General features: G+C 71.3%; 8 protein-coding genes and 1 pseudogene. 4 read left to right on the forward strand and 5 right to left on the reverse strand.

The genetic code is table 11. From position 1 onward, the window contains the following. Window positions 1-275 precede the first annotated feature (275 nt). The 4 genes and pseudogenes from ABT085_RS09765 to ABT085_RS09780 form a co-directional block, all read left to right on the forward strand. Window positions 276-1,184 (forward strand): annotated as a pseudogene (locus ABT085_RS09765) (alpha/beta fold hydrolase); the annotation flags it as partial. A gap of 315 nt (window positions 1,185-1,499) precedes the next feature. Beyond that, complete coding sequence (locus tag ABT085_RS09770; RefSeq protein ID WP_351604075.1) at window positions 1,500-2,048, forward strand: RNA 2'-phosphotransferase; 549 nt, start codon at window positions 1,500-1,502, stop codon at window positions 2,046-2,048. Window positions 2,049-2,129: 81 nt separating this feature from the next. Next, window positions 2,130-3,032 carry an LLM class flavin-dependent oxidoreductase gene (locus ABT085_RS09775; RefSeq protein WP_351604077.1) on the forward strand — a complete coding sequence of 301 codons (903 nt, stop codon included), beginning with the start codon at window positions 2,130-2,132 and terminating at the stop codon, window positions 3,030-3,032. A gap of 57 nt (window positions 3,033-3,089) precedes the next feature. Continuing rightward, window positions 3,090-3,977 carry a Cof-type HAD-IIB family hydrolase gene (locus ABT085_RS09780; RefSeq protein WP_351604079.1) on the forward strand — a complete coding sequence of 296 codons (888 nt, stop codon included), beginning with the start codon at window positions 3,090-3,092 and terminating at the stop codon, window positions 3,975-3,977. Here ABT085_RS09780 and ABT085_RS09785 read toward each other — a convergent pair. The 5 genes from ABT085_RS09785 to ABT085_RS09805 all read right to left on the reverse strand — a co-directional run bounded on the left by ABT085_RS09785 (window position 3,974) and on the right by ABT085_RS09805 (window position 13,005). Then, window positions 3,974-5,041 (reverse strand): M23 family metallopeptidase, encoded by a 1,068-nt coding sequence (locus ABT085_RS09785; RefSeq protein WP_351604081.1) that lies wholly within the window; start codon window positions 5,039-5,041, stop codon window positions 3,974-3,976. The genes ABT085_RS09780 and ABT085_RS09785 overlap by 4 nt on opposite strands. Before the next feature lie 115 nt (window positions 5,042-5,156). Next, window positions 5,157-6,830: a GAF domain-containing sensor histidine kinase gene (locus ABT085_RS09790; protein WP_502982704.1), complete on the reverse strand. Its 1,674-nt coding sequence runs from the start codon at window positions 6,828-6,830 to the stop codon at window positions 5,157-5,159. A gap of 82 nt (window positions 6,831-6,912) precedes the next feature. Beyond that, window positions 6,913-10,410: a thiol reductant ABC exporter subunit CydD gene (gene cydD / locus ABT085_RS09795; protein ID WP_351604083.1), complete on the reverse strand. Its 3,498-nt coding sequence runs from the start codon at window positions 10,408-10,410 to the stop codon at window positions 6,913-6,915. Between the two features lie 61 nt (window positions 10,411-10,471). Then, window positions 10,472-11,476: a cytochrome d ubiquinol oxidase subunit II gene (gene cydB, locus ABT085_RS09800; protein WP_351604085.1), complete on the reverse strand. Its 1,005-nt coding sequence runs from the start codon at window positions 11,474-11,476 to the stop codon at window positions 10,472-10,474. 20 nt (window positions 11,477-11,496) lie between these two features. Beyond that, window positions 11,497-13,005 (reverse strand): cytochrome ubiquinol oxidase subunit I, encoded by a 1,509-nt coding sequence (locus ABT085_RS09805; RefSeq protein WP_351604087.1) that lies wholly within the window; start codon window positions 13,003-13,005, stop codon window positions 11,497-11,499. Window positions 13,006-13,317 lie beyond the last annotated feature (312 nt).

Consider the following 13,317-nt stretch of genomic DNA (forward strand, 5'->3'; position numbering starts at 1 on the left):
GTGACGCGTACCACGCGGGTCGTCACCCCGCAGAGCTGTCTTGATGTCGGTCTGGAGTCGTACGGGAATCTCAGGGTCACCCTGAGGTCGCCCCCCCGCCCGTCCGGCCGGATCCCTTCCCCCGGGCGTGCCGGACCATCCGCCTCCCTCCCTATTGACGATTCCTCTAACAACTGCGAGATTCGCCGGTGCAGCACCTTCCGGCTGGACGACGATCTACCGCGCATGCGGCGCGGGGCGAAGGACAGGTGACGCGGGTGGCACGGGCGACACGGGTGACGACGCTGAAGGACGCGCGGGAGCGCCGGGTGCGGACCGGCGGGGTCGAGTTGTGCGTGGCCGAGCTGGGCGACCCAGGGCGGCCGACGGTGGTCCTGGTGCACGGCTACCCGGACAGCAAGGAGGTCTGGTCGGAGGTCGCCGTGCGGCTCGCCGACCGCTTCCACGTGGTCCTGTACGACGTCCGGGGCCACGGCCGCTCCACGGCTCCGCGCCCGCTGCGCGGGGGCTTCACCCTGGAGAAGCTGACGGACGACTTCCTCGCGGTCGTGGACGCGGTCAGCCCGGACCGGCCGGTGCACCTGGTCGGGCACGACTGGGGGTCGGTGCAGGCCTGGGAGTTCGTCACGGCCGGCCGCACCGAGGGCCGGATCGCGTCCTTCACCTCGATGTCCGGGCCGTCGCTCGACCACTTCGGGCACTGGATCAGGTCGCGGGTGAAGCGGCCGACCCCCCGCCGGCTGGGCCAGCTCCTCGGCCAGGGCGCCAGGTCCTGGTACGTGTACCTGCTGCACACACCCGTGCTGCCGGAGCTGGCCTGGCGCGGACCGCTCGGCAGACGCTGGCCGGCGCTCCTGCGCCGCCTGGAGAAAGTCCCTGCGGGCGACTACCCGACCTCGTCGCTGCCCTCGGACGCCGCGCACGGCGCCTGGCTGTACCGGGACAACGTCCGGGCCAGGCTACGCAGACCCCGCCCGGACGCCCGCGCGCACGCGCCCGTGCAACTCGTGACGCCGCTCGGGGACGTGTTCCTGTCGCAGCGGCTCTACGACGAACTGGAGCAGTGGGCTCCACGGCTGACCCGGCGCACCCTCCCCACGGGGCACTGGATCCCACGCACCCGGCCCGATCAGCTCGCCGCCTGGATCGCCGAGTTCGCGACCGATGCGGAGAGGGGGCTCCCGGGGGATCGCGGGAACAAGCCTGGGGCTGGGTGAAGCCGCCGGTCCGACCGCCGCGGGCTGACTGCCTGCGCTGCCTGCCTGCGCGCCTGTCCGCCTGCGCGCCTGCGCGCCAGCCCGCCCGCCGGGTCCGGACACCTCGGGTCGGGTTGCCTCAAGTCGCCCCGCAGCAGTCGATCTTGACGAAATCACCTGAATCGACAAGCAGTTGTCCACAGATCGCTCAATTCATCTGTGGATAACTAGAGTTGGCTGTGGACCAAACATCCACGGCAAAACAAAGTGCGTGATCCACGTCTCTCCCGCCATGCTGTCGGGATGGACGAAAGACGCACCGTGAAGGTGTCCAAGTACCTCTCGAAACACTTGCGTCATCAGCCCGAGCGCATCGGTCTGACCCTCGACGACGGGGGCTGGGTCGAGATCGAGGCGCTGATGGCGGCGGCCTCCGCCCACGGATTCCGCTTCACCCGGGACGAGCTGGACCATGTGGTCGCCGTGAACGACAAGAAGCGCTTCGCGGTCGAGGGCACCCGGATCCGGGCCAGCCAGGGCCACAGCGTCGAGGTCGACCTCGGACTGCCGCCGACGCCCCCACCGCCGTACCTCTTCCACGGAACCGTGGCCGGCCGTCTGGACGCGATCCGCGCCGAGGGCCTGCGGCCCATGAACCGGCACGACGTGCACCTCTCCGCCGACCGCGAGACGGCGACCCGCGTCGGCGCCCGCCGCGGACGGCCCGTCGTGCTCTCCGTGGACGCCGCCGCGATGCACCGCGACGGCCATGTCTTCCAGGTCAGTGCGAACGGAGTGTGGTTGACGAAAGCCGTGCCCCCGCAGTATCTGCGGTTTCCCCAGCCACACTGAAGACGTGACCGCGCGCCAACGGCTCGGATGCGTGCGGTGACCGTTTCACGTGAAACGCAGACGGCCGCTTACGCTCGATCCATGAGTCTGCGCCTGAGCACTGTGATCCTTCCGTACCTCCGCTGGCACGAGGGCGGCCGTACGGCATGGACCCGCGCCGAGGACCTCGGTTTCCACACCGCGTACACCTACGACCACCTGTCCTGGCGCACCTTCCGGGACGGCCCCTGGTTCGGTGCGATCCCGACGCTGACCGCTGCCGCGGCCGTGACCGAACGACTGCGTCTGGGCACCCTGGTGACCTCGCCGAACTTCCGGCACCCGGTGACCCTCGCGAAGGACCTCATCTCCCTGGACGACGTCTCCGGCGGCCGGGTCACCCTCGGCATCGGCGCGGGCGGCACCGGCTTCGACGCCACCGCCCTCGGGCAGGAGCCCTGGACCCCGCGTGAGCGTGCCGACCGGCTGGCCGAGTTCGTCCCCCTGCTCGACCGCCTCCTCACCGAGGACTCGGTGTCGTACGAGGGCGACTTCTACTCGGCGCACGAAGCACGCAACATCCCCGGATGCGTACAGCGTCCGCGGCTGCCCTTCGCCGTGGCCGCCACGGGCCCGCGCGGACTGAAGCTCGCCGCGCAGTACGGGCAGGCGTGGGTGACCACCGGCGACCCCAAGCTGTACGAGAACGGCACCCCGGAGGAATCGCTCCGCGCCCTCGGCGGCCAGGTCGGGAAACTGGCCGACGCCTGTGCCGAGCTCGGCCGGGACGTGAACGAGCTGGACAAGATCCTGCTCACCGGCTTCACCCCGGACCGCGGCCGTCCGCTGGAGTCGCTCGACGCGTTCGTGGACTTCGCCGGCCGGCATCAGGAGCTGGGCTTCACCGAGCTGGTCGTCCACTGGCCCATCCCCGAATCCGACTTCGCCGCGGACATGAAGGTCTTCGAACAGATCGCCATGGAGGCCCTGGCACAGCTGGGCTGACCTCCGGCACCGGGTCGTCCATGTCTCACCGGTACACACCGGCATGCCTGCGTGGGCATGCGCGAGAATGACCGGGTGACCTCAGCGACCAGAGCATCCGCGACCCAGGCCGCCGCCGTTCCCCCACGGCTGATCGCCACCGATCTCGACGGCACCCTGCTGCGCGACGACAAGTCGGTGTCGCCGCGCACGGTCGCCGCCCTCACCGCCGCCGAGGAGGCGGGGATCGAGGTCTTCTTCGTCACCGGCCGCCCGGCCCGCTGGATGGACGTCGTCAGCGCTCATGTCCACGGGCACGGCCTGGCGATCTGCGGAAACGGCGCGGCCGTGGTCGACCTGCACGGCGGCCCCGGCGCCCACCGGTTCGTGAAGGTGCGGGAGCTGGCCCGGCAGAACGCGCTGGACGCCGTACAGCTCCTGCGCGACGCGGCCCCCGGCACGGTGGTCGCCGTCGAGCAGACCTACGGCTTCCACCAGGAGCCCGCCTACCCGAAGCTGCACATGGAGATCCCCGACCATCTCGCCCCGGCCGAGGACCTGCTGGCGCCCGACGGCCCCTGTGGCACCGAGCCGGTACTGAAGATCCTCGCCTACCACCCCGACCTCGACCCCGACGCCTTCCTCGGCGTCGGCCGCCTCGCGATCGGCACCCGCGCCAGCGTCACCCGCTCCAGCCCGAGCGCCCTGCTGGAGATCAGCGGCCACGGCGTCTCCAAGGCCAGCACCCTCGCGCTGTGCTGTGCCGAGCGCGGCATCTCCCCCGAGGAGGTCGTCGCCTTCGGGGACATGCCCAACGACGTCGAGATGCTGACCTGGGCGGGCCGGTCGTACGCCATGGGCAACGCCCACCCGGACGTGGTCGCCGCGGCCTCCGGACGGACGGTCGCCAACAACGACGACGGAGTGGCGGTCGTGATCGAACGGATTCTGGCGGAGCGACTCTAGGGCCGGTCCGCCGGCTGTCCCACCGGCACCCCGCGGCCTTGGAGCCAGGGCACCGGGTCCAGTGCCGACTCCGGCTCCGCACCGGCCCGTACCTCGAAGTGCAGGTGCGGGCCGGTGGAGTTGCCGGTGGTGCCCGACTGGCCGATCCACCGGCCGGCCGTCACCCGGTCGCCCGGTTCGACACAGACAGCGGCGAGATGGGCGTACAGGGTGCGGTAGCCGCCGTCGTGGCGGACGACGACCTGGATGCCGAAGGCACCCCCGCAGGCGACCTTCACCACCCGGCCCGCGCCGACGGCCCGGACCGGGGTGCCGATCGGCACGGCGAAGTCCTGCCCGGTGTGCCGGTGCGCCCATCGCTCGCCCCGGCTGCCGAAGCCCGCGGACAGCCCGTACTCCTCCACGGGCGCCACCCACGCGCTCGTGACGCTCTTCGACGGCCGGCCGAGCCGGACCGTGCCGCCGCAGCTGCCCGCGGCGACCGAGGCGGCGGCCCGCGCCTGCAACCGCTCTCGGGCCTCGCCCAGCTTCGCCGCGATGCTCCTTCGCACCTCGGCCAGCACGCGGTTGCGCTTCTGCGCCAGCCGCCAGCGCGTGGTGGCCTTCGCCTGCTCGGCCACCAGCCGTGCCTCGGCCCGGCGGCTCCTCGCGATTCCGTCGTCGACGGCCCGCTCCGCCCCGGCGAGCCGCGCGGCCGCCCGTGGGACTGCGGCGCCCCGGGGGATTCCGGCATCGTCCCGGGGGATTTCGCCGTCCCGGGAGCGGGCGGTCCGGCCCCGGTCCTGGCGCAGGGCGGCACCTGCCCGGCGTTCGCGGTCCAGGAGCCGCCCGGCCCGCCGCACCCCGGCCAGCAGCTCCTCGGCCTCGTGCCGCCCCGCCTCGTACTGCCGCGCCACCGCCGCGTCCGCCTGATACAGCCGCACCACCTCCGCGCCCGCACCCGAACCCTGGACATCCTGTCCCTCCCCGGCATCCCCGCCGGCTCCCGTGGAGTGCGCCACGAACACCGCCAGTGCGCACAGCAGCACCGGAACCAGCAGCGGGCGAAGGCGAACTGAGTGCATGTCAGTGATCATCACCGGGTCGAGGGGGCCCGGTCCTGTTCAAGTCGTACGCACGGGGGACCCGTCACCCCGGACGGCCCAGCACGGACGACCCGGTACGGACAGCCCAGCGGGCTCAGTACGGTGCCTCCCACACCAGCGTCGTGCCGCGGCCGCCGGGCCCGATGCCCGGCCCGTACCGGCTGCCGCCGCCGAGCGACTCGGCACGCCGCGCGAGATTGCACAGGCCGCTGCGCCGGCCTCCCTCGGGGATTCCGACACCGTCGTCCGCGACCGTCAGCCGCACGCCGGGCCGGCCGTCCGGCAGGGTCGCCGTCGCGTCGACCACGACATCGATCCGAGCGGCCCCCGCGTGCCGGAAGGCGTTGGAGAGCGCCTCCCGCAGCGCGGCGACGAGGTTCGTCCCGGTGAGGTCGCCGACCAGGCCGTCGACCTCACCGACGAATCGGTGCGCCGGCCTGAAGCCGAGCGGTACGGCGGCCGTGTTGATCTCGCGCAGCATGCGCGTGCGCAGCGACGCGGCCGTGCCGAGGTCCTGGCGGAGCGCGAAGACCACGCTGCGGATCTCCTGGATGGTGACGTCGAGCTCGACGGCGGCCCTGTCGACCCGCTCCCGCACCTCGGGCACGACGGACCCGCGCCGGGCGTGCTGCAGCATCGTCCCCGCCGCGAACAGCCGCTGGACGACGACGTCGTGCAGGCCGCGGGCGATGCGCTCGCGGTCCTCGTACACCGCGAGCCGCTCCCGGTCGCGCTGTGCCTCCGCCATCATCAGGGCCAGCGCGGCCTGTGCGGCGAACTGCGCGGCGAGGGTGCGCTCGCTCCGCGTGAACGGCCGCTCCCCGCGGGCACGTGGTGTGACGAGGGCACCCAGAACGCGCCCGTCGCTCTTCAGCGGCAGCATCATCGTCGGCCCGTAGCCGTGCATGAACCCGGTGGACAGGCGTGGGTCGGTGGCCGCGTCGTCGACGAAGACCGGCTGCCCGTCGAGGAGTTCGGCGACGACCCGGTTCTCCGGCGGGACGACCACCCCCAGCAGGGCCGACGGCGGACGGGAGGCCACGGCGACGATCTCCAGGCCGCCTTCGTCGGCGGGCAGCAGCACCGCGCCGACGGCCGATCCGGACAGCCGGCAGGCCTGTTCGGCGACGACCTGGAGGGCGTCGTCGGCGTCACCGCCGGACAGCAGGGCGGTGGTGACGGCGACCGAACCGTCGATCCAGCGCTCACGCTGCTGAGCAGCCTCGTACAGGCGGGCGTTGCCCACCGCGATGCCCGCCTCCATGGCCAGCACCCGGACCACGTCGAGGTCGTGGTCGTGGAAGGGGCCGCCACCGCGCTTCTCGGTCAGATACAGATTGCCGAAGACGGCGTCGTGAACGCAGATGGGGACCCCGAGGAAGCTGCGCATCGGCGGATGGTGCGCGGGAAAGCCGCAGGACCGCGGGTCCTCGGCAAGGTCCGCGAGCCGGACCGGCTCCGGGTCGCGGATCAGTGCGCCCAGCAGTCCCCTGCGCCCGTCGGGCCGCCGTCCGATCCGGCGGGCGGTCGCCTCGTCGATCCCGTGGTGCACGAAGTCGGAGAGTCCCTCACCGTCCTCGGCGATGACACCGATGGCCGCGTACCGGGCCCCGGTCAGGTCGGCCGCCGTCTCACAGATACGGTCCAGGGTGGAGTGCAGCTCCAGGCCCCCGCCGACGGACCGCATGGCCTCCAGCAGCCGCAGGACCAGTCCCGCCGGTTCGGCCGACGGCTCCGACCGGGATTCGCGGGACGAGGCCGTGGACATGCCCCGAGCCTAATGAGTACCGTTTTGCACCGAAAGTCGACAGCGTCGGCCGGTCATCGCGCGGCGGCCTGCGGTCGGCCGGTCACCCCGTCGCCACCAGGAGCTCCGACTCCGCCTCCCGCAGCAGCATCCTGCGCAGCGGCCCGGCCGTGGCCGCCAGTTCCGCATAGGTCCCGCGCTGCACCACACGCCCCTCGTCCAGTACGAGCACCTCGTCCACGGCTTCGAGACCGGCCAGCCGATGGGTGATCAACAGGGTCGTGCGGCCCTCGGTGGCGGCCAGCAGATCGGCGGTGAGCGCGTCGGCCGTCGCCAGGTCGAGATGCTCGGCGGGCTCGTCGAGCACGAGCACGGGGAAGTCGGCGAGGAGCGCCCGGGCCAGCGCGAGCCGCTGCCGCTGCCCGCCGGACAGCCGGGCCCCGTGTTCGCCGATCAGCGTGTCCAGGCCGTCGGGCAGGCTGTCCGCCCAGTCCCACAGCCGGGCTCGCACGAGCGCGTCCCGCAGGTCGTCCTCGGTCGCGTCCTTCTTGGCGAGGAGCAGGTTCTCGCGCACCGAGCTGTCGAAGAGGTGCGCGTCCTGCGCGCACAGTCCGACCTGCCGCCGTACGTCGTCGCCGTCCAGGGCCTGCGCGTCCACACCCGCCAGCGTGTACGAGCCCGCGTCCGCGTCCAGGAAGCGCAGCAGCACCTGTGCGAGCGTCGTCTTGCCGGATCCGGACGGCCCGACGACGGCGATCCGGCGCCCCTGCGCCAGCGTGAGGTCGACCCCGCGGACCGCGTCCCGGTCCTGTCCGGCGTGCCGGGCGGACAGTCCCTTCACGACGACCGGGAACGGCGACGCCGGTGCCTGCCGGGGCCGTTGCGGCTCGCGAACGGGCTCGGGGGCGTCGAGCACCTCGTACACACGCTGTGCGCTCCTGCGGACGCGCTGCCGGGACTGTGCGGCGAGCGGCAGCCCGAGGACGGCCTCGAAGGCGGCCAGCGGTGTCAGGACGACGACGGCCATCGCCACCCCGTCCAGCCGCCCGGCGGCGACGGCCTGGGCGCCCACGGCGGCGCCGGCGGTCACGGTCAGGCCGCAGAGCAGCGCGGTCAGCCCGTCGCCGAGCGCGGTGGCCGCCGCGGCCCGCGAGGCGATCCGGGTGAGTGTCCTGTCTGCCGCGCGGACCTCCTCGGCGCGCACGGGCAGGGCTCCGGCGACGGTGATCTCCGCGGTGCCGGTGAGCAGGTCGGCCACCCGGGTGGCGAGCACGCCGCGGGCGGGGGCGAGGCGGTGTTCCGCACGCCGGGCCACGGCAGCGGTCACCAGCGGCACCCCGGCCCCGGCCGCGAGCAGTCCGGCCGCGAGCACGGCGCCCGCCTCGGGCAGCAGCCAGGCCGTGAACGCGACGGACCCGGCGAAGACGAGCACGGCGGCTCCGGCCGGCAGCAGCCAGCGCAGCCAGTAGTCCTGAAGGGCGTCGACATCGGCCACGAGCCGCGCGAGCAGATCACCCCGGCGGGTTTGGCGCAGCCCGGCGGGCGCCAGCCGCTCCAGCCGCCGGTACACGGCGACCCGGGTGTCGGCCAGCATCCGCAGCACGGCGTCGTGCGACACCAGCCGCTCGGCATAGCGGAAGACGGCCCGCCCGATCCCGAAAGCCCGGGTCGCCGTCACCGCCACCATCAGATACAGCACGGGCGGCTGCTGCGAGGCCCGCGAGATGAGCCACCCGGAGGTGGCCATCAGCCCGACGGCGCTGCCGAGCGCGAGGCCGCCGAGCAACAGGGCCAGGACGAGCCGCCCCCGCCGGGCGCCGGCCATGGAACGCACCCGGGCCAGGGTGCCCCGGGTGCTCGTCGTGGTGTGCGCCGAGGCCTCGTCGGCGGCGACGGACGTCTCCCCGGTCATCGTCTCGGCAGGACGGGCCGGAGCGCTCGCGGACCCGGCCGCCTCGGGAACGGCCGACTCGGCCGGTTCCAGCCGCACCACCCGGTCCGCCACCGCCAGCAGCGCCGGCCGGTGCACCACGAGGAGCACGGTCCGCCCCACCGCCAGCCGCCGCACCGCCTCGACGACCTCGGCCTCCGTGGCGCCGTCGAGCGCCGCCGTCGGCTCGTCGAGCAGCAGCACGGGCCGGTCCGCGAGGAACGCGCGGGCCAGCGCGAGCCGCTGCCGCTGTCCGGCGGACAGACCCGTGCCGTCCTCACCGAGCACGGTGGCGGTCCCGGCCGGAAGGGCGTCGACGAATTCCAGCGCTCCCGCGTCCCGCAGCGCCCGGCGTACCGCCTCGTCGTCCGCTTCGGGGCGGGCCAGCCGTACGTTCTCCGCGATCGTCCCGGCGTACAGATGCGGCCGCTGCGGCACCCAGGCGATCCGGGACCGCCACTGTGCGAGGTCGAGGCCGGCCAGGTCGGCCCCACCGACCAGGATCCGTCCCTCGGCCGGGTCCACGAAGCCCAGCAGGGCATGGAGCAGCGTCGACTTGCCCGCACCGCTGGGCCCCACGAGTGCGACCGTCTCCCCGGCCTGCACGGCGAAGGAGGCTCCGGCCACGGCGTCCACGGAGCGTCCGGGATACCTGACCGTCACTCCCTCGAAGGCGACACCTCCCGTCGGCACGGCGGCCGTTCCCGTCGCCGGGACGGGAGTCTCCAGCACGGCGAAGATCTCCTCGGCCGCCGCGAGCCCCTCGGCCGCCGCGTGGTACTGCGCCCCCACCTGACGCAGCGGCAGATACGCCTCGGGGGCGAGCACGAGGATGACCAGGCCGATGTACAGGTCCATCTCGCCGTGGACGAGCCGCATACCGATCGTCACGGCGACCAGGGCCACCGAGAGCGTCGAGAGCAGTTCGAGCGCGAACGAGGAGAGGAAGGCGATCCGCAGGGTGCGCATGGTCGCCTGGCGGTATTCGCCGGTGATACGCCGGATCGAGTCGGCCTGCGCCTTGGCGCGCCCGAACACCTTCAGCGTCGGCAGTCCCGCGACCACGTCGAGGAAGTGCCCCGAGAGCCGGGACAGCAGCCGCCACTGCCGGTCCATCCGGGACTGGGTGGCCCAGCCGATCAGCATCATGAACAGGGGGATGAGCGGCAGCGTGCCGACGATGATGGCGGCGGAGACCCAGTCCTCGGTGACGATCCGCGCGAGCACGGCCAGCGGTACGACGACGGCAAGACCCAACTGCGGCAGACAGCGGGCGAAGTAGTCGTCGAGGGCGTCGACTCCCCGGGTGGCGAGGGCGACCAGCGATCCGGTGCGCTGGCCGCTCAGCCATCCCGGACCGAGTACCGCCGCCCGCTCCAGCAACCGCATCCGCAGTTCCGACTTCACGGCCGCGCTCGCACGGTGGGCCGCCAGTTCGGTGAGCCAGGCGACCAGGGCACGTCCGCCCGCGACGGCCGCCAACAGCATCAGAGGAGTGCCGAGTTCACCGATCGTCAGCCCGTGCTGGAACGCGCCGACCACCACCTCGGCGATGAGCATCGCCTGGGCGATGACCAGTCCTGCCCCGAGGGCTCCCAGGCCGACGACAGCCACCAGGAAGAGGCGCGTGGCGCGGGCGTAGCGCAGAAGGCGCGGATCGATCGGTTTCACGTGAAACATGCCCTTCGGACCAGAAGGGTGTGTTTCACGTGAAACACACCCCCGATCGGACTCAGTGCGCGGCTTCGGCGAGGTGCTGCGTGCCGATCCGCTTGCGGAACACCCAGTAGGTCCAACCCTGGTAGAGCAGGACGATCGGCGTGGCGATCGCCGCACACCACGTCATGATCTTCAAGGTGTACGGGCTCGACGAGGCGTTGGTGACCGTGAGGCTCCAGTCCGGGTTGAGCGAGGACGGCATGACGTCCGGGAAGAGCGACAGGAACAGCATGGCCACGGCGGCCACGACGGTGAGGCCGGAGAAGGCGAACGACCAGCCCTCACGCCCCACCTGGTTCGCCGCGAGAGCCGCCACGAGGGCCACCACGGCCACGACCAGGGCCACCAGACTCTTGCCGTCCCCGCTGTCGACCTGCGTCCACAGCAGGAAGACCAGCGCCAGCACGGCGGTCACCAGACCGACCACGAGCGCCAGCTTCCGCGCCCGCTCCCGGATGTCCCCGACGGTCTTGAGCGCGGTGAACACCGCCCCGTGGAAGGTGAACAGCGTCAGCGTCACCAGGCCACCGAGGATGGCGTACGGGTTGAGCAGATCCCAGAAGTTGCCGACGTACTCGAAGCTCTGGTCGATCTTCACACCCCGCACGATGTTGCCGAAGGCCACACCCCACAGGAATGCCGGGATCAGGGAGGTCCAGAAGATCGCCGTCTCCCAGTTGCGCTGCCAGTTCTCCTCCGGCCGCTTGGCCCGGTACTCGAAGGCGACACCCCGGACGATGAGACAGACCAGAATGATCAGCAGCGGCAGGTAGAAGCCGGAGAACAACGTGGCGTACCACTCGGGGAACGCGGCGAAGGTCGCACCGCCCGCCGTCAGCAGCCACACCTCGTTGCCGTCCCAGACGGGCCCGATGGTGTTGATCAGCACCCGCCGCTCCGGGCGGTCCCGGGCGAGCAGCTTGGTGAGGATGCCCACCCCGAAGTCGAAGCCCTCCAGGAAGAAGTAACCGGTCCACAGGACGGCGATCAGAACGAACCAGACGTCGTGCAGTTCCATGACTGTGCAGCTCCCTCGGCCTAGTAGGAGAAGGCCATCGGCTTGTCGGCGTCACGGGGGTCGCCGCCGATCTTCGTGGGCGGGTTGAGGTCGTCCTCGGTGAGCTCCGGCGGGCCTGCCTTGATGTACTTCACCAGCAGCTTGACCTCGACGACGGCGAGGATGGCGTACAGCGCGGTGAAGACGATCATCGAGGTGAGGACCTCACCCTGGGAGACGCCGGGGGAGACCGCCTGCCGGGTCTGGAGCACGCCGTAGACGACCCACGGCTGACGGCCCATCTCGGTGAAGATCCAGCCCCAGGAGTTGGCGATCAGCGGGAAGCCCAGGGTCCAGATCGCCACGAGCCAGTAGAGCTTGCCGAGTTTCGGGCTGAGCGCCTTGTTCTTGAAGAGCACCAGATGCGGCACCTCGTCCTCGCCGACCCTGAGGTGCTGGGCCAGCATGAACTTCTTGCGGGTCAGCCAGAGTCCGACCAGCCCGATGGCGAAGGACGCCATGCCGAAGCCGATCATCCAGCGGAACGCCCAGAAGGTGACCGGAATGATGGGCCGGTAGTCGCCAGGACCGTACTTCTGCTGCTCGGCCTTGTTGGTGTCGTTGATGCCGGGGACGTACGAGCCGAAGTCGTCGTCGGCGAGGAAGGACAGTATCCCCGGGATGGACAACTCGACGCTGTTGTGGCCCTTGCTGACGTCGCCGTAGGCGAAGACCGAGAACGGCGCGGAGTCCTGGCCGTCCCAGAGCGCCTCGGCGGCGGCCATCTTCATCGGCTGCTGCTTGAACATGACCTTGCCGAGGGTGTCACCGCTGATCGCGGTGAGCAGGCCGGCGATGACCACGGTGACAAGGCCCAGCCGCAGCGAGGTCTTCATCACGGGGATGTGCTTCTTGCGGAACAGGTGGAAGGCGGCGATGCCGACCATGAACGCGCCGCCGGTCAGGAAGGAGGCGGTGAGCGTGTGGAACGCCTGGGCAAGTGCGGTGTTCTGGGTCAGCACGTGCCAGAAGTCGGTGAGTTCGGCACGCCCCTTCACGTTGTTGATCCGGTAGCCGACGGGGTGCTGCATCCACGAGTTGGCCGCGAGGATGAAGTACGCCGACAGGATCGTGCCGATGGAGACCATCCAGATGCAGGCCAGGTGGATCTTCTTGGGCAGCCTGTCCCAGCCGAAGATCCACAGACCGATGAAGGTGGACTCGAAGAAGAAGGCGATCAGCGCCTCGAAGGCCAGCGGAGCACCGAAGATGTCGCCGACGAAGCGCGAGTAGTCCGACCAGTTCATGCCGAACTGGAACTCCTGCACGATGCCGGTGACGACACCCATCGCGATGTTGATCAGGAAGAGCTTGCCCCAGAACTTCGTCGCCCTGAGGTACTTCTCGTTCTCGGTGCGCACCCAGGCGGTCTGAAGGCCGGCGACGAGGGCGGCGAGCGAGATCGTCAGGGGGACGAACAGGAAGTGGTAGACGGTGGTGATGCCGAACTGCCAGCGCGCCAGTGTCTCTGGCGCCAGAGCCAATTCCACGTCGTCAGTCTCCTTACCTCGCCGCGGTAACAGCGGCAGTTTGCCCCATTAATCACACAGATCAGCGGAGCAACCGGGACACGTTTGTGAACGCGTTCACATTCACAAGCAAGTATGGCGCATACCCGTTCGACGACTGAGGGCCGGGGGTCCCTTAAGAAGGTTTGACCGGTCCGACCCTCCGGGGCCGTTCGGCCCCACCGGGGAGCACTACGACGTGAGGGGGGGGGGATGAACACGGGACCACCACCCCCACACCCAAAACATACCCGCCCGGGCCCGGCCGCAAACTCACACAAGCAAAGACAAGAC

Origin of the sequence: Streptomyces sp. NPDC002265 (assembly GCF_040296125.1) — a bacterium.
Taxonomy (GTDB): Bacteria; Actinomycetota; Actinomycetes; order Streptomycetales; family Streptomycetaceae; genus Streptomyces.